Source organism: Microcoleus vaginatus HSN003 (assembly GCF_022701255.1).
GTDB lineage: Bacteria > Cyanobacteriota > Cyanobacteriia > Cyanobacteriales > Microcoleaceae > Microcoleus > Microcoleus vaginatus_B.
Genome location: NZ_CP031705.1, coordinates 300,306 through 323,801, shown reverse-complemented (window position 1 = coordinate 323,801; position 23,496 = coordinate 300,306). Strand labels below are relative to the sequence as shown.

The window sequence follows — 23,496 nt, the reverse complement described above, 5'->3', positions numbered from 1 at the left end:
TCTAAAGTCCTCTTCAGAGGACTTTAGCTATGAGGCAGAGAATTCATTCCCTGCCGAACTGCCGAACTCATCGGCTACCCAGCCTAACTCCAAACACCAAACTACTATGAGTACATCAAAACCCAAAAACTCCGATACCAATAACCAATCAGGAAAACGAATTGTTTACTCCGAATTTGGCAATATTGACAACTCCGCGGCCCTCCAACGAGGAATACAAGAAATTCCCCCAAATCAACAAAACCTCAAAATCGAAGCATCCCGAAAAGGACGCGGCGGTAAAACAGTTACAGTCATCAGCGGATTCCAGGGAAAACCCGAAACATTAGCAGCTTTGACAAAGCAGCTAAAAGCCCAATGCGGTACTGGCGGAACAGTTAAGGAAAATGAAATCGAAATTCAAGGCGAACACAAGCAAAAACTGCTAGAAATTATCACAAAGTTAGGCTACAAAGCTAAAATTAGTGGAGGGTAAATTAGTCAATACTCATCAGTGTATGGGCGGGGCGGGTTTATGATATACTTAGTTTTAAACATAGATGGTTGGTAAAACCCGCCGCTACATCGCGCAAATTCTACGATCGCCAATCAACCAGAAATGATATTACCAATTACCGCCAATTTTTAATGTACACTCGACCTTTAGCTCGTTTAATCGAACAATTGCAGCGCTTGCCCGGAGTCGGCCCAAAAACAGCCCAGCGTTTAGCTTTACATATTTTGAAGAGGCCCGACGAAGAAGTGCAAGCCCTAGCTAAATCTTTGATTGATGCCAAACAGCAAGTAGGTTTCTGTCAAGTATGCTTTCACTTATCTGCTGACCCTGTTTGCGAAATTTGCCGCAATACCAACCGCGACAGTCATACCATTTGTGTAGTGTCAGAATCCCGCGACGTAATCGCTTTAGAAAAAACGCGGGAATACATGGGCAAATATCACGTTGTTGGTGGCGTTATCTCGCCGATGGATGGAATTGGGCCGGAACAATTGAACATTCAACCGTTAGTCAGGCGTGTCAGTCAGCAAAAGATTAAGGAAGTAATTATTGCTATTAGTCCCAGCGTGGAAGGCGAAACTACTACTCTTTATATCGGTCACTTATTAAAACCTTTTACCCTAGTGACGCGCATAGCTTTTGGTTTACCGATGGGGGGAGATTTGGAATATGCCGATGAAGTAACATTGGCTCGTGCTTTGGAAGGAAGGAGGGAGTTGGATTAGTTATAAGTTGTCCCGCATCTAAATTGTGTTTTCTGGCGGGCGGGACGCCCAACCCCTACTTTCCACAAGAACTTGCTCAAGCTTAATCGCTCTTTTTTTAATCAAAGTGAAGAGTTTTCTAATCTAGCAATTAGTTCTTCTATTGACAAATCTGGCAGTTGTGACAGCAATAGCGATAAATTTTCGGCAGACAATGCGAGCAAATTTGGGATGAGATTGACGGTGTTTACTTCTAATTGACCAAAGCGCTTTCTCAAGACATTTTCGGCGATTAAAGTTTGTACTTGCTGTCTATCTGAAGAAGCGATTGGCAATGTGGATAATTGCACTAACAACATAGTGAACTCACCAACAGGTAAAGCCGAGACAGAAGAAAAAAAGGCACTTGTCTGAGCGTCTAACTCCCCAAATCTGACTTGCAGAAAGTTCTGCAAAATCAAGCGCTGTGCTTCTTCTCTTCCTTCTTCTCTTCCTTCTTCTCTTCCTTCTTCTCTTCCTTGTTGTGTGGCCTCATCTATTTTTTGTTGTAACAGAGGTACGAGCGCCATAACTAACTCCTTATCTTCCTGATTTCCTGGGGCACTAGCTGCTAAATTTACTTGCAGATTCGCTTGCAGGTTGTACAATAATTCTAGCGTACTAGCTCGTAGGGGACTATCAACAGGCAATCTTGTTAATTCCGCGATCGCCCCTTGCTGTACCTTACCCTTACCTAAAATTCGCAACCACATCGTTTCTGGAACATTCGGTAGCTGGTGAATAGCTATCAATCCTACTCGCCAAACTTCCGATAGAAAATAAACCCCCCTCCCCCAACCTTCTGACTCTTCTGGAACCATAAAATTAAAACTGCTTAACAAAGCCTCCGAAGCAGTGGGAGTCAGAATCCACAACCGGGGTAATTGCTGGGATTCTAAACGTTGCTCTTCTCGATTAGCTCGGCGCAGTAATTCTGCCCTAGTATTTAAAAGTTTGACAACACAACTGAAGATATCCTCTGTATTGACGGCATTGCGAAATGGTTCGATCGCAGCCACAGTCGCAGTCATTTGACCTAATAAACCTAAATTCTCTACGTATTCCGGCGAGACAGAAGTTGGTTTAAACCAGATATCAATTTCTCGAACCTGAGCAGAAACATCTTTACTTGTTTCTACTTCTCCGAGAGGTGACAATAACTCTCTTAGGTATTCTTTGGCAAACTGGTCATGGGGAAATTTAGTCATTTTTGGGAATCACTTTATGCCGAAAAAACTCAATCAATTATATCTCATTTTAAAACAGTATTTATTGGCGATTGCTTCTATGTTAGACACCCAATATTTTAAATAATTTAGGGATCGGAATCTTCTTTTTTTTAAGGTGGGGTTACTTATTCAACCCCGATTTAGGATAAAATCTCAACTCCCAAATTGAGCGACTCTCCCCTGTCACTGCCGCGAAAGGGTAAACTGGACAAAGTTACCGAGAGTAAAAAATCATGACCCAATTCGATCGACCTTTAAGCTACCCCACAACCCGCAAAATCGACCAAACAGACGACTACCACGGCGTCAAAGTACCCGATCCTTACAGGTGGCTGGAAAATCCTGACTCAGAGGAAACCCAAGCTTGGGTGGAAGCCCAAAATGCAGTCACCTTCGGCTACCTCAACGAAATTCCGGCGCGGGAAAAAATCAAACAGCGCCTGACTCAACTTTGGGATTACGAGAAATACGGCATACCTTTCAAAGAAGGCGATCGCTATTTCTACTACAAGAATGACGGCCTGCAAAATCAATCCGTACTCTATACTTTAACATCGCTCGACAGCGAGCCCAAAGTATTAATTGACCCCAACACTCTCTCAGAAGATGGAACCGTTGCTTTGGGTAGCGTAGCTATCAGCGAAGACGGCAAACATATGGCTTACGGTTTGTCAACCTCCGGTTCGGATTGGCAAGAATGGAAAGTCCGCGATATCGAAACAGGCGCAGATTTATCGGATCATTTAAAGTGGGTGAAATTCTCAGGCGCCTCTTGGACTCACGACGGTAAAGGCTTTTTTTACAGTCGCTACGACGAACCCAACGAAAAAAGCAAGCACGAAGACGTTAACTATTACCAAAAACTGTTTTACCACCAAATCGGCACGCCCCAATCTGAAGACGTATTAATCTACGATCGCCCAGACCAAAAAGAATGGGGATTTAGCGGCGGCGTCACTGAAGACGGAAAATACCTAATTGTATCAGTTTGGCAGGGAACTGAAACAAAAAACCTGATTTTCTATAAAGACTTAACTGCCCCTGAATCGTCGGTTGTAGAACTGATTAACGAATTCGAGGCAGAGTACAGTTTCATCAACAATGAAGGCCCTCTCTTCTGGTTTCAAACTGACTTGAATGCACCCTGCGGCCGGGTAATTGCGATCGACACCAACAACCCCCCTCCTTTATCCCTCGCTGGCGATGACAGTCAAGGGAAATTTACAGAAATTATCCCCGAAGCAGCCGAAACCCTCCAAGGTATTGGCATCCTCAACAATCAATTTGTGGCTTCTTACCTGAAAGACGCCTACACCCAAATTAAAATCTTCAACTTAGACGGCTGTTTCGTGCGAGAAATAGCTTTGCCGGGAATCGGTTCGGCGGGAGGATTTGACGGCAAGCGGCACGATACCGAAACTTTTTATGCTTACACGAGTTTCACTACACCAAACACGATTTACCGCTACAACATGGTGACAGGCGAAAGCACAATTTACCGCCAGCCGAATGTAGATTTTAACCCCGACGATTACGAGACAAAGCAAGTATTTTATCCCAGCAAAGACGGCACGCAAGTACCGATGTTTATCACCCACAAAAAAGGCTTGCAGCTTGATGGCAATAATCCTACTTATCTTTACGGATACGGCGGTTTTGGCGTGTCGCTAACTCCAAGTTTTTCGATTAGCAATGTCGTGTGGCTGGATCTGGGCGGAGTTTATGCGATCGCATGTTTGCGGGGCGGCGGCGAGTACGGCGAAGAATGGCACCAAGCAGGGACAAAGTTGAACAAGCAAAACGTGTTTGACGACTTTATAGCTGGCGCTGAATGGCTGATTGAAAACAAATACACCAAACCTGCCAAATTGGCGATCGCAGGTGGCAGCAACGGCGGTTTATTAGTAGGGGCTTGCATGACTCAGCGGCCGGAATTGTTCGGTGCAGCATTGCCCGCAGTCGGGGTTATGGATATGCTGCGCTTTCACAAGTTTACCATTGGTTGGGCCTGGACTTCGGAATACGGTTCTCCCGATAATGCCGAGGAATTTCCGACAATTTACGGCTATTCTCCCCTGCACAACCTCAAACCGGGAACGGCTTATCCGGCTACCATGATTACAACTGCCGATCACGACGATCGCGTGGTTCCCGCCCACAGTTTCAAGTTTGCTTCTGCTTTGCAAGAAACCCACGCCGGAGAAAAACCCGTGTTAATTCGGATAGAAACTAAAGCGGGACACGGGGGCGGCAAACCTACTGCTAAAGTGATTGAAGAATTGGCTGATGAATGGGCTTTTTTAGTGCGCGAACTCGATATTGACGCTTAGCAAGCTGCCTTAGAGGGTGCGATAGACGCAGTTTCATGATTTAGATATAAAGAGGGTGTAAAGGGCGATCGTACTTTTTTAATTCAAGGGCGATCGTTCTTTTTTGTCACCGCAATCCTGCTATTAACATATCTAATTTCCCCGTTTTTTTAATTAACTTTTGTAGCGTTGAGTGGCTATTATTACATTGCTGTGAGTTTAATGCGCGCCAAATTAGTATAAGTATAAATCTCTAGAAATACGGTACTTTCAACTTTCAACAGCGATCGCACCTCCAAGTCAAAATCTGCCAATTTTTAGGAAGTTAATATTCTCAGTATATTTACGGTTCAAGTTGTCTGAGCCAGCCTCGATGTCACCCGACTCAGAAAACTATCCTGAGGGGTCACACCCCTTATGCTGATGAATCCGTAAGTAATTTACCATATAACTAACGTTAGACCTGAGATCATTTTTCCCAAAAATAGAGCATATTGGCTAACACAAAGGCTGTTACCCCTTATTCATGTTAGGAGTTGCAGCGATCGGCCGCCTCAGGACATCCCAGGGCGAGCGCAGTAAATCCTGTCTAATGATTGACTAACATCACAAATAACAAATAGAGGTAACCATTATATTTTCTAATAAAATAATTTTATAAACTTTATAGTTGAAAGTTTATCGTCATCTATGAAAAGGGGTAGCTTAGATTTAGCAACCCAATTAACCAAAAATGAAAACCCTCCCAAATCTGTCAAATTTGTCAGCCGCACAAACACGGAAATATACCAATATGGAAACTAAAATCTTCAGACAAGCCAGCTATAAAGAAGAGACCGCTCCCCCAAAAAATCTAGCGATTGTGGATTCAAAAGTAGAAAACTACCAAGAGTTTCTCAGGGGAGTGAAAAGCGATACAGAAGTAATCCTGCTCGATAGAACCCGGGATGGAATCGAACAAATTGCCGAAATTGCAGCCTCGCGGCACAGCCTCAACAGTATTCAAATAGTTGCTCACGGCGCATCAGCATCAGTAGAAATTGGCTCAACAGAACTCAATATTCACAATATAGAAATCTATTCCAGCCAATTGCAGCAGTGGGGTAAAGCTCTCAACGAAACAGGTAGCATTCTGCTGTTAAGTTGCAACACCGGCGCCGGGGACTCAGGTCTAAAATTTATACAAAAACTCAGCCACATAACAGGAGCAAATGTTGCGGCTTCCAATAATTTAACTGGTAGTGCAGCACTAGGTGGCAACTGGGAATTAGAAATTGCCACAGGACAAATAAATACCGAAATAGCCTTTGAAAAAGAAGTCCTAGAAGGCTACACATCAGTCCTGGCCACCTTAGCGGCTGAAGAATTTAAAAATTCAACAGTAATCGGGCCTTGGATATATGGAGTTGGCAACGCCTCTACAGCTAACCCAGGCTTAACCGCAGGTAGTACACCAAACCCCAGCGGCGTTATTCCTGCTTTAGGGACTGGCGATACACCCGGAACAGGTACTTTGAGATTAACCTCAAATCAATTGAGACAAGCAGCTTTTGTAATCTACAACAACCCCATTTCTGCAACTGAAGGTCTGAGAATTACCTTTGATTTCTTTGCCTATAACAGAGGTACTGTTCCTCCTCCGTCGGGTGAGTTCCTGGGTGCGGATGGCATTAGTTTTTTCCTGATTGACGGAACAGCTACGCCAACACAAGCGGGAGGCTTTGGCGGCTCTCTCGGCTATGCTCAGAATAATAATCCCGATCCTGCTCTGTTTTCAACTGGTCTTTCAGGAGGTTATTTAGGTGTCGGATTAGACGAGTTTGGCAATTTTTCCAATCCCACTGCAGGGCGTGTGGGCGGCACGGGACCGCTACCTGATGCAGTAGGACTTAGAGGCAGCGAAAGCACAGCTTATAATTTTTTAACTAGCACTGTCGTTCCGGGTGGTATAGATAATAAAGATACAACCATTCGCGCTGAAGCTAAAAGAACCGTCCAAATTACCTTATTCCCGACGAATTCAGCAACACCTAACCGTCTGACAGTTGGCTTCGACTTGGACGGTAGTGGCACATTTGATGCGGGCGAAACACTAATCGACATAACAAATTTGGCAACTATAAACGGAGAAGTGCCACGTACTTTTAAATTTGGCTTTGCTGCTTCGACAGGCGGAAACACAAACATTCACGAAGTTAACAATGTCATCGTCGAAAGTATAAATCCGCCTACACTCGTAGCTGACGTTTCCATTGTTAAAAAAGGCCCGCTCTATGCCATACCCAACAGCACCATTACCTATACAATTACCTCCACAAATAACGGGCCAGACAACGCCGAAAGCGTCCTGATTCAAGATCCGCTCCCAGAGGGCTTAACTTTCGTCAACACTGACAACGACGGTACTTTCAATCCCACAACGAGGATGGTCATCTGGCCAACTATTCCAACTCTGGCTAACGGTGCTAGTGAAACTCGCACCATCACCGCCACAGTTCCCGCAACCGCCGGCGCTACCTTAACTAACACTGCCTATAGCAGCTCCAGCACTTTCGACCCAGATCTAGCTAACAACAATAGTTCCCAACTCATTTCTCAAGTCTCAACTACAATTGTTGATGCTCTTGCCGACGTTGTTACTACGAAAACCGGGACTACGGCAGCAGCACCAGGTGAAACAGTTACTTACACAATTTCCACAGTCAACAACGGCCCAAGCACAGCCGAAAACGTCACCGTTACCGACACCATCCTTCCAGGCTTAACAGGAGTAATCCCCTCCAACGGCGGTGTCTACGATGCCGCTACAGGTATTGTCACCTTCGAGGCTGTCAGCTTAACCAACACAGGCAGCGTCACCAACACAGTCAGCTTCATCGCACCCCCATCCGGCAGCGTCAGCAACACCGCCAGAAGCAGCTCAACTACCGCTGACCCCACTCCGGGGAACAACGAATCTACAGTCACCACAACTCTGACACCTAGTGCCGACGTTGTTACCACCAAAACCGGGACTACGGCAGCAGCACCTGGTGAAGCAGTTACTTACACAATTTCCACAGTCAATAACGGCCCAAGCACAGCCGAAAACGTCACCGTTACCGACACCATCCTTCCAGGCTTAACAGGAGTAATCCCCTCCAACGGCGGTGTCTACGATGCCGCTACAGGTATTGTCACCTTCGAGGCTGTCAGCTTAACCAACACAGGCAGCGTCACCAACACAGTCAGCTTCATCGCACCCCCATCCGGCAGCGTCAGCAACACCGCCAGAAGCAGCTCAACTACCGCTGACCCCACTCCGGGGAACAACGAATCTACAGTCACCACAACTCTGACACCTAGTGCCGACGTTGTTACCACCAAAACCGGGACTACGGCAGCAGCACCTGGTGAAGCAGTTACTTACACAATTTCCACAGTCAATAACGGCCCAAGCACAGCCGAAAACGTCACCGTTACCGACACCATCCTTCCAGGCTTAACAGGAGTAATCCCCTCCAACGGCGGTGTCTACGATGCCGCTACAGGTATTGTCACCTTCGAGGCTGTCAGCTTAACCAACACAGGCAGCGTCACCAACACAGTCAGCTTCATCGCACCCCCATCCGGCAGCGTCAGCAACACCGCCAGAAGCAGCTCAACTACCGCTGACCCCACTCCGGGGAACAACGAAGCTACAGTCACCACACCTCTGACACCTAGTGCCGACGTTGTTACCACCAAAACCGGGACTACGGCAGCCACAACAGGTGAAGCAGTTACTTACACAATTTCCACAGTCAACAACGGCCCAAGCACAGCCGAAAACGTCACCGTTACCGACACCATCGTTCCCGGCTTAACAGGAGTCAACGGCGGTGTCTACGATCCGGTTACAGGTATTGTCAGCTTCGCGCCAGTTGCCAGCTTAGCCAGCGGTGTCGCCGTCACCAACACAGTCAGCTTCATCGCACCTGCATCCGGCAGCGTCAGCAACACCGCCAGAAGTACCTCAACTACCGCTGACCCGACTCCCGGCAACAACGAATCTACAGTCACCACAACTCTGACACCACCTCCCAACCAACCGCCCGTTGCCAACAATGCGAACTCTATCCTGGCACCCAACAGCAGCCAGTTAGTCACGGGATTGGGAGGCAGCGACCCCGACGGGTCGATCGCATCCTACACCATCAACACCTTGCCCCCAGCAGACCAAGCCGTCCTGTTTTTAGGAGATCCAGCCAACGGTGGCGTACCAGTGACACCAGGCCAAGTCCTGACGCCAGAACAGTTACAGCAACTATTTTTCTTCACGACAGGTAACTTTACAGGAGCCAATTTCACCTACAGCGCTACAGACAACAGTGGTGCTATCAGTCCACCCGCTACCGCTACAGTGGCTGGACTGATAGCACCAACTCCCACACCAACTCCCACAAGTCCAACTCCCACACCAACACCCACAAGTCCAACTCCAACTCCAACACCCACAAGTCCAACTCCCACTCCCACACCCACAAGTCCAACTCCCACTCCCATACCCACAAGTCCAACTCCCACACCAACTCCCACAAGCCCAACTCCCACTCCAACACCCACAAGTCCAACTCCAACTCCCACACCCACAAGTCCAACTCCAACTCCAACACCCACAAGTCCAACTCCAACTCCAACACCCACAAGTCCAACTCCAACTCCAACACCCACAAGTCCAACTCCAACTCCAACACCCACAAGTCCAACTCCCACACCAACTCCCACAAGTCCAACTCCCACACCAACTCCCACAAGTCCAACTCCCACACCAACTCCCAACCAACCGCCATTAGCCAACAATGCAAACTCCAGCCTAGGGCCCAACAGCAGCCAGTTAGTCACGGGATTGGGAGGCAGCGACCCCGACGGGTCGATCGCCTCTTACACCATCAACACCCTGCCCCCAGCAGACCAAGCAGTCCTGTTTTTAGGAGATCCAGCCAACGGTGGTGTACCAGTGACACCAGGTCAAGTCCTGACTCCAGAACAGTTGCAGCAACTATTTTTCTTCACCACAGGCAACTTTACAGGAGCGAATTTTACCTACAGCGCCACAGACAACAGCGGCGCCACCAGTCCCGCTGTCGCTACTGTCGCGGCCACACTTTCAACTCCCAACCAACCACCAGTTGCCAACAATGCCAACTCCAGCCTAGAGCCCAATAGCAGCCAGTTAGTCACAGGATTGGGAGGCAGCGACCCCGACGGGTCGATCGTCTCTTACACCATCAACACTCTGCCCTCACCAGACCAAGCCGTCCTGTTTTTAGGAGATCCAGCCAACGGTGGTGTACCAGTGACACCAGCCCAAGTCCTGACTCCAGAACAGTTACAGCAACTATTTTTCTTCACCACAGGCAACTTTACAGGAGCCAATTTCACCTACAGCGCCACAGACAACAGCGGCGCCACCAGTCCCGCAGCCGCTACTGTGGCGGCTATCTTGCGACCGGTTGCGCCAACTCCCGCACCAACGCCAACTCCAACTGACAACCAACCGCCATTGGCTAACAATGCCAACTCCAGCCTAGAGCCCAACAGCAGCCAGTTAGTCACAGGATTGGGAGGCAGCGACCCCGACGGGTCGATCGCATCCTACACCATCAACACCCTGCCCCCAGCAGACCAAGCAGTCCTGTTTTTAGGAGATCCAGCCAACGGCGGCCAAGCGGTGACACCAGGCCAAGTCCTGACTCCAGAACAGTTACAGCAACTATTTTTCTTCACCACAGGCAACTTTACAGGAACCAATTTCATCTACAGCGCCACAGACAACAGCGGGGCTATCAGTTCACCCGCTACCGCTACTGTGAATGGACTGATAGTGCTAACACCAACTCCCCACACCAACTCCCACAACACCAACTCCCACACCAACTCCCACAACTCCCACTCCCACACCAACTCCCAACCAACCACCAGTTGCCAACAATGCCAACTCCAGCCTAGGGCCCAACAGCAGCCAGTTAGTCACAGGATTGGGAGGCAGCGACCCCGACGGGTCGATCGCATCCTACACCATCAACACCCTGCCCCCAGCAGACCAAGCCGTCCTGTTTTTAGGAGATCCAGCCAACGGCGGCGTACCAGTGACAGCAGGTCAAGTTCTGACGCCAGAACAGTTGCAGCAACTATTTTTCTTCACCACAGGCAACTTTACAGGAGCCAATTTCACCTACAGCGCCACAGACAACAGCGGTGCCTCCAGTCCCGCAGCCGCTACTGTGGCTGCCATACTTTCAACTCCCAACCAACCACCAATTGCCAACAATGCCAACTCCAGCCTAGGGCCCAACAGCAGCCAGTTAGTCACGGGATTGGGAGGCAGCGACCCCGACGGGTCGATCGTCTCTTACACCATCAACACCCTGCCCTCACCAGACCAAGCACTCCTGTTTTTAGGAGATCCAGCCAACGGTGGTGTACCAGTGACACCAGGCCAAGCCCTGACTCCTCAACAGTTGCAGCAACTATTTTTCTTTACGACAGGTAACTTTACAGGAGCCAATTTCACCTACAGCGCCACAGACAACAGCGGCGCCACCAGTCCCGCACCCGCTACTGTTGTCGCTATCTTGCGGCCGGTTGCGCCAACTCCCACACCAACGCCGGCCTCGCCGATCATCTCAAATCCGCTCGGAGAACCAGATACGGACTGTTTGTGTCAGCCCATTATTGAAAAACCGGGAATTAACTTTGCGCCCCCGCAGCAACCACCCGCAGTTGGATTTGTCCGGCCTATTTCACAATTTTCAGAGGGACAAACCACCAAAGGAACCGACGGCGATGACTTCATCGTAGACACCAAAGGCAACCAAAAAATTGTCGGTTTTGAAGGCAACGACCTGCTTTTAGGTGAAGACGGCGCGGACGAAATTTACGGCAACGAAGACAATGACACGATTTTTGGGGGCATTGACACCGATATTGTTTACGGAGACGAGGGCAACGATATCGTATTTGCAGGCAAACAGAATGACTGGATTGCCGGCGACTTAGGCTCTGACACCCTGTTTGGAGATCGAGGTGCGGATACGATTCTCGGAGACACCGGGCAGAACAACTCCCAGAACCCTGACGATGCTCGCGATTTGATTTTTGGAGGCGAGGGTGCAGACCTCATTAACGGCAACGAGGGCGACGATACCATCCATACCGGCAAAGGTGACGATATTGCCCTTGGAGGTAAAGAAAATGACCTGATTTGGGGCGAACTCGGCTCCGATACATTGTTTGGTGGCCTCGGCTCCGACAGCTTGTTTGGGGGCATCGCCGACCAAAGGGCCAGCGACTCCCAGGGACGCGACTTGCTGTACGGAGGCTTCGGTAACGACTTCCTCAACGGCCAACAAGGCAACGATACGCTGGTTGCAGGCAAAGATAACGATCGCGCTTACGGAGGTAAAGGCAATGACATCATCTACGGTCAATTAGGCTCCGATACCCTCTACGGCGGCCAAGGAGCCGATACTCTGCTCGGCGACAGTGGCAGTTCCCAGTCCATTGGGGATCTCGGCGAACAAGACTTAATCTTTGCCGACAGCGGCAACGACATCATCGGCGGCGGGCACGGTAATGATACCGTGCAAGCAGGTAAAGGCAATGATTGTGTTTGGGGTGGCAAAGATAATGACCTGATTTGGGGCGAACTCGGCTCTGATACCCTTGTTGGCGACAGCGGCGACGACACCATGTACGGCGGTGCTCGAAGTCGAGCTAATGATGTTGGCGGTCAGGACTTGCTCTTTGGCGGCATCGGTGCTGATGTGCTGTTCGGCGATGAGGGTGACGATACTATCAGTGGTGGTCAAGACAACGACTTGATTTACGGTGGTAAAGCTAACGACCTCATACACGGAGATCAGGGCGACGACTTGATTTACGGCGGTGACGGCAGCGATGAACTCTGCGGTGGCGAGGGCAACGATACCATCTATGGCGATCGTGCTGATAACCGGGGTGTCTCGGTGGGCGCAAACGACCAGCAAGACTGCATCAACGGCGGTGATGGCGATGACTTGCTTTACGGCAACGAAGGCCAAGATACTATCAACGGAGATGCTGGCAGCGATACCCTGATTGGGGGTAAAGATAACGACCTGCTCAATGGCGGCGCTGGAGACGATTGGTTGTTTGGCGACTTGGGCGACGATACTTTAATTGGAGGTATTGGTAGCGATCGATTTGTGTTGAATGGTGAGGGCGGCACTGATACTGTGATTAACTTCGAGGTAGGCGTCGATAAGTTTGTTTTGAGCGGTGGGGTGAGTTTCCAGCAGTTGCAATTTAGCGCCACTCCCAACGGTACGTTGCTGCGAGTAGCAGGAACGGATCGCGTTTTAGCGAATCTGGTTGGGGTTAACGGGGCGATCGGCTCCTCGGATTTCCTACCAAATCTCTCTGAGCTCTAGAATTGGCGGCGAAAGTCTCCTGTTCTGACGAACAAAACGCCGCAGCAGATCAGAACTTCTGTGGCGTTCCTCACCCTACTCAATCCGGGTTAGAAACTTTGTAGCACTCGGCCCTTGACATCGCTCTTACACTTGTCTTTCGTCCCTCTCTAAGAGACTAAAGAATAAAGGCGTATAGAAACCGGATTTGGTATAACTTTGTATCGCGGTTTTCAGGTGACCCAAGGTACACAAGGGCTGGTAGTTCAAGTTTTTACTACAAACCAATTTTATTGGGGTTGTGCGATCGGACTTAATAGGAAACTAATCTCCTATAGCCTTTCTCAGAAAGATGAGGTATGATGTTACTGACACTCACTCGTGAGGGTCAAACAGAGAAGATAAGATCAAATGAACTATAATTACATGGTTGAGTAAAGCCACGCGAAAGGGATACCACACATAATAGCATTTTTTTGAAAGCACACGATGCTTGACTCACAACACGTTTACTTGTACCAAACTTCATACATTGTTAAAAATGAAAGCTTATTCGATTGATTTTAGGCAAAAAATCCTTGATACTTATCATACTGAACCCATTTCACAAAAAGCAATAGCTAAGCGTTTTTCTGTAGCCCTGAGTTTTGTACAAAAATTGCTTAAACAATATCGTGAAACAAAAAACATTACTCCGAGAACTGACCGATGTGGAGTCAAAGGCAAACTGAATGCGGAGCAACTACTCATCTTGGCGGAATTGATTGAAGGAAATAATGATGCAACTCTTGAAGAACTCCGTTATTTACTTTATGGGAGAATTGGATTTTCTGTTAGTAGAGCAACAATAGGAAGAATGATAAAACTCTTAGACATTACTGTCAAAAAAAACTCTCTTCCCTTCAGGGAAAGGGACAGAGCGAGTTCAAATCCTGCGATGTGAGTTCTGGAAAACAATTAAAGAGATTAGTTTGAAAGACTTAATATTCATTGACGAATCGGGAGTTAATTTGGCAATGGTTAGGTTATATGCTAGGTATGCAAAAAGGTGAAAGAGCCAAGGGGTCAAAACCAACTAAACGTGGCAAAAATGTCTCAATAATTGGAGCAATGTCAGTCAATGAGATTTTGACATCGGTTAATCTAAGAGGCGGAACTGATGCAATTACATTTGAAGCTTTTATTATCAGAAAACTTGTGCCAAAACTCTGGAAAGGTGCTTGTGTAGTGATGGATAATTGTCCCATTCACTTGGGAGAAGAAGTGAAAAAAGCGATCGAAAAAACAGGGGCAAAATTAATATACTTATCACCTTATTCACCAGATTTTTCACCAATTGAAAATCTGTGGTCAAAACTTAAAATCATTCTCCGTTCTATCAAGACTACTAATTATCAAGAATTAGGAAAAGCCATAGATTTTGCGTTCGGACAAGTTACATCGTCAAATATTTTTAACTGGTTTACACACTGCTGTTATTGTACCTCATCTTTTTGAGAAAGGCTATAGATAACTAAAGGACTTACGCAGGCACGCTATATGTAGCTTGCCTGTGCTTGTGCAATCGCTACTAATTGATCTGTTACTCAAAATTTGTTCGGGATGGATAGAGAGGTGCGATCGTACAAGCACAAGTTAACATTGAGCGAGCTCCGCAGCATGAAAGGCTGACGAAAAGGCTGATCGTATTGCACAATTGACTCGTTAGAAGGCGATTCCTGCTAAAATACTTGTTCCACATCTGAACCCTGGTCTAAATGTTATTTAGCTATGTATATTCTTGCTGGGGGGGGTGACAAAGAGGCCTAGGAGATAGACCCCATCAGGGTTGCAGCCCGCATACCTTGTTGATAAAAGCGACGTTTATTTGGAGTTAACTTTATTAACTGTTCCACCACATCAGAATATTGTTCGAGATAATTAACCCACTTTTCTCCATCTAAGCCAACACCAAATGTACTCCGTCTTCGATATCTTTTTTTAGGTTCTTGACGCCGACATACATATTTTTCTACCTGCTTTTTCCGAAGAGATGTGCCTTCAAATATTGCCGAACTGTAGGCGAGTGTCATGAGCAGAATTATGTTAATAAGTCGATTTTCTTTTAAGCTAGTTCCTTCCAGATCGTAGCCTCCTGTTTTACAATCTCTAAACATTTCTTCAATGCCCATCCGTTGCTTGTAAGCATCGATAGCTGCCGATAATGAACCTAAATCTGTGAGAATAAACCATGCTTCATCAACCTTCCAGGCTCCATAGTTTCTTTTCCACTTACAAGCAACATCAAATCCAGTGGGACGCCCGTGTTTTCCTAACTCTTTTACCTTGAAAATATAAAGAGGTTCCTGCTACTATTCCTAATTCATCTAACCGCTGCCAAACTAAATGTTCTATTTCGATACAATGATTCCTCTTTATTCTTAAGCAAAAAGACACACCCTTTTCCTTCAGCCAGTTTCCTAAATCGACCGAACAAAATTCACGATCTCCTAAAACGATGACTTTATATTCTGAAAACAATGGTAAAACTTGCTGTAGATTTGTAGTTTGTTCCTCGAAGTTGCTGCTGCCCAATTTCGGCAACAATGACCAGTACAATGGAATTGCTCTTCGCTCCCAGATTAAGCTAACCATGAACAGATTAATACAGCCCCATTGACTGCGATCAATTGCGATTGATAAGCGAGTACCAACACGGCAATAAGTGGTCAACCAATAAGTAATTAATGGGAACCAAATTAATTCGATTGTTAAGTTCTGTAAATCTAAAAATCTTTGTAATTTACGTCGCCGACTTTCGGCTGTAATTAGACAGGGAAATACTCGGGAGAGCCGCTCTAATCTCACTTGTTTTTCTGATTGCATCAAGGATAGCAAAATTGTCATCACCAAAAACTGAGATGGCGTCAGGTGTTTTTGTAAATGAGTCTGGTAGAATCTTGGTATCATTATTTTTTTGGATAGGCAAGCGTGTAACAACTCTGCTGCCTATCTTTTTTTACCACAAGTTGGCTCAATCCTTACTAAATATGGGTTTGGGGCGGGTCGTCACCCCCCCAGATATTCTTGCCAATATTTACTGACCAGTCAAACCTACTACACTTTAACCAATTTAGCCGAACATTTAGAATAATTTAGCCATCATACTATCAACCGTTACTTAAAAAAATCAAAATTAACACCCAACCTATTGTGGCACAACCTGAAAGGAGAGCTCAAAGAATATGCTGAGGCATCCCTAGTTTTTGATGACGAGCGTATTAGACCAAAAATACGATCAAAATATCGAATTTGTCTGCCGTCAATATAGTGGAATAGAACACAGACTATTACCAGGAATAGAATTGATAAATTGTATATATTAACCAAGAAAGCGGTGGATTTTGGGTAATAACTTACCGGATTTACTACCCTTGTGATGACGGTAAAAGCCAGCTATAACACGTTGCCGATATGCTAGATGATTTGGTCAAAAGCAAACATATCTCTTTCGCCCAAGTGCTTATGGATAGCTGGTATACCTCCGGTAAAACTGATGGCAAAAATTGACATTTTGCGAAATATTTACTATTTCCCATTGAAAAATAATCGTTTAGTAGATGACACCGGAGGAGTACCCGAGTCTAAATAAATCACTTGAAAAAATGGAGTGTATATCACAAGAAATCCAGTCAGGTAAACTCATAAAAATTCGTAAGTTCCCGGCACAGAAAAAAGTCAAGCTTTTTGGTGTTACTGTTTCTACCAACAGCACGGAATATATAGCAACCAATGACTTAAATTAAGGTGACACAACCGATATCAAAAAAGTTGGTAGAACTTTGGACAGTTGAAGAATTCCATCGCGATTTCAAAGAATTCATCGGCATATAAGCTGGTCAATATCGCCAAGCCGTGAAGCAAATAAATCATATTATCTGTGCACTTTTAGTGTGAATCTTTTCACAAAAACAGCACATTTAATAGCAAAAATAATATAGTACATAAAGTAGTAATTATTGTTACGTTACCTCAAACAACAACTTGAAAACCACTATATGTTGCCTCCTCCTTTAACAGAAAAATCGGTATTTTTTTGAGAATTGAAATTCTTAATTTCATGACGATCGCTCACATATTTTTCCGAGCGTTCGGAATTTTTATACCCTATATTATATAGCGTGCATACGTAAGTTCTGAGGGACTCACGATCGCGGAGCGCGACAGTTGATGCAGTAACAAAGCCCGTGTCCGATAATTGTCGAGACCGTGAGCGAGCACGCTGGCGAGCAAGAGTTCGTTTATGTTTCCAGTCGCTCACGCTCGCGTCGAACTCACGTTAATCAAGTTAATTGTTGATAGCCGATCTGATCTGGTGCTGCTCACATGGTGGGTGAAGCGGCTGTAGAGATTATTAAATGTCTGGCTTTATCCCCCCGCTTAAGGGCAACCAATAAACATTTCGATGAAGCAATCGGCTTCATCCTTTAGTTACCGAAGAGTTTGTCACTCGGCCTTAATTCTACCCCTCTACTTCTTCCTTTTGATAGAGTAAACGGGCTAAAATATGGCTTTAATAGAAAGTATTATTGCACTGCTTCTAGGAGATTCTCAAATGAAGAGTGGGGAGTAGGTGAAGAATAGGGATAGATAATCTGACGGTACTTGTGGGGTATATGTCGCGTCAGCTTACCCAATAGTATTTCTTTCTATTCTTTAGGGAACTCCCTTGAAGTGGAAATAAAAGCGATAAGAACACCATTCAAGAAGATTTGAAAAAATGAGGGAATAAAAAAGATGGACAACATGAACAGGGAAAATATGGGACAGCGTTACTGTGCCCTGATTATCGGAATCCTCTTCGCGGTTATAGGTCTGGCTGGATTTGTACCTGGTCTTGTTTCACTGCCACCTACAGGTGCGGCTATCCCGGTTGATACATCTCCTAACATCTATTCGGCGGGATTTGGCTATCTATTCGGGCTATTCCCAACCAATCTCTTGCATAACATCGTACACATAGTAGTTGGCAGCGTGGGGATTGTTGCGTATACCAGTTCCGGTGGTGCGCGTCTATACAATCGGGGTTTTGCGATCGCCTATGCCTTAATCGCAATCATGGGATTGCTGCCTGTGGCTCAGACAACGTTCGGCTTAATGCCGATTTTCGGCATTAATGTTTGGTTCAACGCCCTAACAGCCACCGTCGCTGGCTACTTTGGGTTTGTCCAACCCACACAAACAATGCCACAGATGAACACGTCGCCCAGATCTTAAGAGAGGACTGATACCGTCTTACTGCGGGATGAGTGTATGCTCATTCCCGTAGTGGGATAGTTTTTGGATTGAAAAAATGCGGTAGAGTTTCCTGAATTTATTCGTGGAGCTCTTTTAATAAGAGCTTAGAAAAAATCCTCTTCCAATCTATAGCTCTAGATAGAAAGCAAGGAAAAGTGTAGCCGTTACTTTGTTTAAGTAGAGGAAGCAAATAAACCTACAATAATAGTCTCTCTACAGTTCTGTTTGTTTAACAAGTTTTTGAGTTGATTTAACGTTGATTTAACAATACTCCGGACAGTTTTTAAAGAGGGATACGATCGCTTTTGCAGCAGAGAAGTGAAAAAAGTGAGTGCAATCTGAACCCACAATCAACAGAAAAAAAGGCACTCTTTTCGGTTAAGCTATAAAAACACACAAGCTCAACAGATTGCCTTATGAAAATCATTGAATCCATCTTACAACAAATGCCAGGGATTAGTCAACCCCAAAAGAAGTTTTTAATCACTTTATTCTCAACTATCTTGCTGGCTTATGGCAAGGTCAACTTCACAAATCTCAGTCGTTATAGTTGTTTGAGCGAAAAAACCTACCGTCGTCACTTTCTCAAAAGCTTTAATTTTCCACAATTTAATCAATATTTCCTCGAACAAGCTTTAAATCCTGAACACACAGTCATTGCTGTTATTGATTGTTCTTTTTTAAGAAAAAGTGGCAAAAAAACTGACGGCAAGGCTTATTTTTATAATGGTGTAGCTGGTAAATCGGAACAGGGATTGGAAATTTCTGTGATTTCTATTGTCGAAATTGAGACTCGTTTATCTTATAGCTTAAGCGTGCAACAAACTCCATCACGTCCTCAAATAAAGCCAGGAAAAAAACTGCCACAAAAACCGAAGAATAGCTGCTCAAAAAAATCTCGCAAAAAACAGGAGTCTCAAAGCTCAACGCCTGACATCACAAGAGTTGATGATTATGCAAAACATCTAAAGAATACTCGTTGTTCCTTCCCAACTTCTGTACGTTATTTGGTGGCTGATGGCTATTATTATCGCTCTAAATTCTGGGATGCTGTGCGGGAGTTGAATTTAGACTTTATTGGCAAGCTAAGAGTTGATGCTAACCTACGCTATCTCTATACAGGTGAACAAAATAAACTGGGAGCACCTCGCAAATATGATGGTAAGGTTAACTGCCAAGATCTGAGTCGTCTTAAGTTTGTTAAACAAATTAAACCGGGAGTTTCATTATATACATTAGTAGAAGGCGAGTTGTTGTTTAAATTGCCAAATTAGCTTGGCTTGTATTTCTGAGGTTCAAGCCAATGGGAAAATCAAAAATACTTTATTATTTAGCACTGATATTCATCTACCACCTGAGCAAATTGTTGAATATTATCAGGCTCGTTTTCAAATCGAATTTATTTTTCGTGATCCTAAACAATTTACGGGATTGTCTGATTGTCAAGCTCGTCATTTACCACGGCTTGATTTTCATTTTAATGCCAGTCTGATTGCCTTAAATCTAGCCAAATATGAACTCTCTAGTTGTCATTCATCTGCCAAATCTTTTGTGTTTTCTATGGCTTCTTATAAACGTCTGGAATTCAATAAGCATCTACTTTCTACCTTTATTGATAAGTTAGATTTAGACCCGGATTTGATTTTAAATCACCCTAACCTTCCTTCAGTCTTGTCTTATGGTACTCTGGCTGCTTAAAAACTGTCCGAACTATTGATTTAAGCTTTTATCCCCATCGCTAGCCCATCAAAGCACAGCAATATTAGGTAAGAAGTCCAAATATTTTATCACATCAAAGAGCTGGAATTCAATGCGCGGGTGTTCGAGCCCGATCCACGCTTTGCTAGGTTGATCCTAGAACAGTTCGGTGAAGCTAATAGCGAACTCAAAGTGGCAGTGCAGTATTTTACTCAGGCATTAGCCGCCCGCAAGCCGTACCTCGACAAGTACGACATGGTGATAGATATTGCGACTGTAGTTTACCATTTAATCCACTCCTTTAGGTAGAAGCATAGGTTAATTAATAGGGAATGGGTGGGGAAAAAAAGTCGGTAAATTCTAGTAGTCGAAGACTTTCTAGTAAGATGCTTAAAATGACTATGTTTCTCTCCAGAGATGGGGCTGATTGAGCCGGAAAATGTCTAAGGGGAAGGCGAGTGTTTTTTTGATTGACAATTAAGATTTGGTAGGCCTCTAGTAGAACATTCAAAGGATTGTCACGGTCGGTTCTCATAAACAGCAAGTTGTAGCTTCATACCCTAGTTATTCCCCAGGAAAGATTGGCTCAAAAAGGAAGACGAATAACATAGAGAAATATAGAGAGTCAACGGATTCAGACGCAATTTTTATGAGGAATATGAGCGAAAATATTTACGGCAATCTTAAAGGATTACAACCGAGTCACATCAAACAATTACAGCAGCTTTCCGAGCAGCGGCAGCCAAGCGATCGCCCGATCGCCCTCGAATTTGCTCAGAAGCTAGCAGCCATTAGTACAGAAATTCATCAGCCAGTATGCAGCTACATCAATCGACGCGGGCAGGTAGTCCGAGTCGGGGTAGGTACGCCGCAACAGACTCAAATTCCGCCACAAGAGCTGCCTCAACAGGGCGCTGGACACTTGAGTGGAATCCGTTGCGTTGCCACTCAACTCAAAGGAGAGGCACCTGATCCTGCAGCACTGATGGCAATGGCACGGCAACGCTTAGATGCTTTGGTGGTGTTAATCCCCAACAGCAATGGAACCCAAAGAGGAGATGACAGCCCTACTGGCTATGTCAAAGAAGCTTATCTAGCTCACCTGGTACCCGATTTAGACACGCCTTGCCTCGTTTCTCCTCCCCTCAGTCTGGATGACCTGACTGAGCAAGACTTCGACGACTTAGTTGATGGATGGGAAAGGGAGTTTGAAGAAGCAGGCTTTGAAACATCTCAATTGCCAGCAATTGAGACTAAGGGCGATCGCGTTCTGCTGGTTGGGTTAATGACCGAGGATCTTACTGCCCAACGGTTTCAAGATGGACTAGACGAACTCGTCCGGTTAGTTGAGAGTGCGGGAGGACAGGTACTGGAGACGGTGCACCAAAAGCGATCGCATCCCCATCCTCAAACTGTGGTCGGTCAAGGAAAAGTAGAAGAAATTGCGCTGTTGGCTCATCAGCTTGGAGCCAATCTCATTGTCTTTGACCGAGATATCTCTCCCTCTCAAGCGCGAAACTTGGAAAACCAGATTGGGATCGAAGTAGTAGACCGGACTCAAGTCATTCTCGATATCTTCGCTCAACGTGCTCAATCGCAGGCCGGTAAATTGCAAGTGGAACTGGCGCAATTGGAGTATATGCTACCTCGGCTTCGGGGTCGAGGTGAGGCGATGTCAAGACTAGGGGCTGGAATTGGGACGCGAGGCCCTGGTGAAACCAAACTAGAGACTGAGCGACGAGTCATTCAGCGACGAATCGCGCAACTCCAGGAATCCGTGAACCAACTACAGGCACATCGCGCCCGCTTACGGCAACAACGACAGCAGCAAGAAGTCCCCTCTATTGCATTGGTAGGTTATACGAATGCGGGTAAATCCACCCTGTTAAATGTGTTGACTCATGCCGAAGTTTACACAGCCGATCGCCTGTTTGCCACCCTCGACCCGACGACGCGAAAGATTGTCATTAAAGATCCGCAAACCCAGGAACGGCGATCGGTTCTTCTGACAGACACGGTTGGATTTATTCACGAACTCCCGCCACCGCTAATGGATGCGTTCCGAGCCACGCTAGAGGAAGTTACTGAGGCAGATGCCCTGCTTCATGTCGTCGATCTTTCCCATCCAGCTTGGCAAAGCCATATCCGTTCAGTGATGGACGTGTTAGAAGAAATGCCTGCTCTTCCAGGGAAAGCTTTGATTGCCTTTAATAAGATGGATCGGGTCGATAGCGAAACTCTAGCTTTAGCCCAGCAAGAATATCCCGAAGCTGTATTTATTTCAGCCACTCAAAGCTTGGGTTTAGATACTTTAAGGCAGCGATTGCTACAATTTATGGACGACGGCGTTTTATCTCCAGCACTTGTAGAACAGTAGAAGGGAGCGATCGTGTTGACTATAAATTTGAATTTCCTCATGCGACTATTAAGCTGTTGTGCATCTAAATCGCATATTTAATCCCTCTTTTGTCACTTTGGGGAGAGTATAAGACGCTCGCAGCCCAACCAAATCCATAACTACTCCTTCATTAAGAAGAGTCCGAAACTCATTCAACTAATGGATTAATTTGCACAACTCTAGTCCCAAAATTGTCAGCTTGAACCCTTCTAAGCAGCGACGAATTAAACAATAAAAAATGTACGGTTGAATAATTTAAAATAAATTATTCACCGTTCTTTTTTATGTTTGAGCACTCTAGCACCAACTATGTTGCTGAAATTGGAGAATTAACTGAGATGAAGGAGTCAATTTATTGCTTGAATTTCGAGCTAACTCATCATCGTCATCGAAATAGTTGGCGTGAATACTTACTAATAAGTAAACAGTCAAAATAATTTCCCACCACCCTTCTCTGCTTGGATAATCCCTGCGACAATAATCGACCCATCCTAACTCGTTCTTGACTTGCTTAAAGCCATACTCAATTCAATTTGTAAAACTATAAAGTAGAGCAATTTTTAGGTGAATATTCCCTCAAGGGTAGCCATAATATACCAACCAACTGTTTTCACCAGTTGGATCGGTAGTATCACATGAAGGTAATTGGGTAGTATCTCAGCCGATGGCGTTTCCCCAAAATAATTTTTCTCAGAAATCGGGGATCGGCTTGACGATGCGATAGCTGCTTTTGGTTCGGCCTCGTAAAAAATGTTGAACGCACCCAAAAATAATTAGATACCGGGAGCATCTCACTTTTGCAGCCAAGCCCAAAATTGGAGCCAGGAGCCAGGAGTCAGGAGTCAGGAGGAAAGAGTCAGAAGGAAGGAGGAAGAAGGAAGGAGCCAGAATAAGTGTTTTTACAAATATGAGATGCTCCCTAGATACCATACAAA

The 23,496-nt window shown here is 45.7% G+C and carries 13 protein-coding genes and 1 pseudogene; 11 read left to right on the top strand and 3 right to left on the bottom strand.

Annotated elements, in window-relative coordinates; genetic code table 11:
• Nucleotides 1-106 precede the first annotated feature (106 nt).
• Nucleotides 107-475, top strand: coding sequence for a translation initiation factor (locus tag D0A37_RS01405; RefSeq protein ID WP_242720288.1), 369 nt, complete (start codon nucleotides 107-109; stop codon nucleotides 473-475).
• 152 nt (nucleotides 476-627) lie between these two features.
• The gene (gene recR / locus D0A37_RS01400) at nucleotides 628-1,221 is read left to right on the top strand and encodes a recombination mediator RecR (RefSeq protein WP_242725844.1); all 594 of its coding nucleotides are present in this window, start codon (nucleotides 628-630) and stop codon (nucleotides 1,219-1,221) included.
• 101 nt (nucleotides 1,222-1,322) lie between these two features.
• Here recR and D0A37_RS01395 read toward each other — a convergent pair whose 3' ends face one another.
• The gene (locus D0A37_RS01395; protein ID WP_242720285.1) at nucleotides 1,323-2,447 is read right to left on the bottom strand and encodes a flagellar assembly protein H; all 1,125 of its coding nucleotides are present in this window, start codon (nucleotides 2,445-2,447) and stop codon (nucleotides 1,323-1,325) included.
• Between the two features lie 254 nt (nucleotides 2,448-2,701).
• Between D0A37_RS01395 and D0A37_RS01390 the strand changes: the two genes are divergently transcribed.
• The 4 genes and pseudogenes from D0A37_RS01390 (at nucleotide 2,702) to D0A37_RS01375 (ending at nucleotide 14,685) form a co-directional block, all read left to right on the top strand.
• Nucleotides 2,702-4,798, top strand: a complete 2,097-nt coding sequence (locus D0A37_RS01390) for a prolyl oligopeptidase family serine peptidase (RefSeq protein WP_242720283.1) — start codon at nucleotides 2,702-2,704, stop codon at nucleotides 4,796-4,798.
• 772 nt (nucleotides 4,799-5,570) lie between these two features.
• Nucleotides 5,571-11,291, top strand: coding sequence for a DUF4347 domain-containing protein (locus D0A37_RS01385; RefSeq protein ID WP_242720281.1), 5,721 nt, complete (start codon nucleotides 5,571-5,573; stop codon nucleotides 11,289-11,291).
• Nucleotides 11,227-13,209 carry a calcium-binding protein gene (locus tag D0A37_RS01380; RefSeq protein WP_242720279.1) on the top strand — a complete coding sequence of 661 codons (1,983 nt, stop codon included), beginning with the start codon at nucleotides 11,227-11,229 and terminating at the stop codon, nucleotides 13,207-13,209. Before D0A37_RS01385 ends, D0A37_RS01380 begins: the two co-directional genes overlap by 65 nt.
• 520 nt (nucleotides 13,210-13,729) lie before the next feature.
• A pseudogene (locus D0A37_RS01375) lies at nucleotides 13,730-14,685 on the top strand (IS630 family transposase).
• A 308-nt stretch (nucleotides 14,686-14,993) separates the two neighbouring features.
• Here D0A37_RS01375 and D0A37_RS01370 read toward each other — a convergent pair.
• Both D0A37_RS01370 and D0A37_RS01365 read right to left on the bottom strand, forming a co-directional pair.
• Nucleotides 14,994-15,359: a hypothetical protein gene (locus D0A37_RS01370; protein ID WP_242716792.1), complete on the bottom strand. Its 366-nt coding sequence runs from the start codon at nucleotides 15,357-15,359 to the stop codon at nucleotides 14,994-14,996.
• Nucleotides 15,360-15,471: 112 nt separating this feature from the next.
• The gene (locus tag D0A37_RS01365) at nucleotides 15,472-16,137 is read right to left on the bottom strand and encodes a hypothetical protein (RefSeq protein ID WP_242716793.1); all 666 of its coding nucleotides are present in this window, start codon (nucleotides 16,135-16,137) and stop codon (nucleotides 15,472-15,474) included.
• A 1,827-nt stretch (nucleotides 16,138-17,964) separates the two neighbouring features.
• Here D0A37_RS01365 and D0A37_RS01360 point away from each other — a divergent pair.
• From D0A37_RS01360 to hflX, 5 genes are all read left to right on the top strand, one after another.
• Entirely contained in the window at nucleotides 17,965-18,444 is a 480-nt protein-coding gene (locus tag D0A37_RS01360) for a DUF4383 domain-containing protein (RefSeq protein WP_242720277.1), read from the top strand.
• Between the two features lie 437 nt (nucleotides 18,445-18,881).
• Nucleotides 18,882-19,739 (top strand): transposase, encoded by an 858-nt coding sequence (locus D0A37_RS01355; protein WP_242718009.1) that lies wholly within the window; start codon nucleotides 18,882-18,884, stop codon nucleotides 19,737-19,739.
• Between the two features lies 1 nt (nucleotide 19,740).
• On the top strand, nucleotides 19,741-20,163 hold the full coding sequence (locus tag D0A37_RS01350; RefSeq protein ID WP_242718010.1) for a transposase: 423 nt from the start codon (nucleotides 19,741-19,743) through the stop codon (nucleotides 20,161-20,163).
• A gap of 120 nt (nucleotides 20,164-20,283) precedes the next feature.
• Complete coding sequence (locus tag D0A37_RS01345) at nucleotides 20,284-20,472, top strand: manganese catalase family protein (protein WP_242720275.1); 189 nt, start codon at nucleotides 20,284-20,286, stop codon at nucleotides 20,470-20,472.
• Between the two features lie 340 nt (nucleotides 20,473-20,812).
• Nucleotides 20,813-22,540: a GTPase HflX gene (gene hflX / locus D0A37_RS01340; protein ID WP_508632740.1), complete on the top strand. Its 1,728-nt coding sequence runs from the start codon at nucleotides 20,813-20,815 to the stop codon at nucleotides 22,538-22,540.
• Nucleotides 22,541-23,496: the final 956 nt, after the last annotated feature.

Bases quoted from the DNA above. Each gene is read 5' to 3' on its own strand.
- D0A37_RS01370 (WP_242716792.1), bottom strand. From the start codon at position 15,359: ATGGGCATTGAAGAAATGTTTAGAGATTGTAAAACAGGAGGCTACGAT.
- D0A37_RS01355 (WP_242718009.1), top strand. From the start codon at position 18,882: ATGAAAATCATTGAATCCATCTTACAACAAATGCCAGGGATTAGTCAA.
- hflX (WP_508632740.1), top strand. From the start codon at position 20,813: ATGAGGAATATGAGCGAAAATATTTACGGCAATCTTAAAGGATTACAA.
- D0A37_RS01365 (WP_242716793.1), bottom strand. From the start codon at position 16,137: ATGATACCAAGATTCTACCAGACTCATTTACAAAAACACCTGACGCCA.
- D0A37_RS01395 (WP_242720285.1), bottom strand. From the start codon at position 2,447: ATGACTAAATTTCCCCATGACCAGTTTGCCAAAGAATACCTAAGAGAG.
- D0A37_RS01390 (WP_242720283.1), top strand. From the start codon at position 2,702: ATGACCCAATTCGATCGACCTTTAAGCTACCCCACAACCCGCAAAATC.
- D0A37_RS01385 (WP_242720281.1), top strand. From the start codon at position 5,571: ATGGAAACTAAAATCTTCAGACAAGCCAGCTATAAAGAAGAGACCGCT.
- recR (WP_242725844.1), top strand. From the start codon at position 628: ATGTACACTCGACCTTTAGCTCGTTTAATCGAACAATTGCAGCGCTTG.
- D0A37_RS01405 (WP_242720288.1), top strand. From the start codon at position 107: ATGAGTACATCAAAACCCAAAAACTCCGATACCAATAACCAATCAGGA.
- D0A37_RS01360 (WP_242720277.1), top strand. From the start codon at position 17,965: ATGGACAACATGAACAGGGAAAATATGGGACAGCGTTACTGTGCCCTG.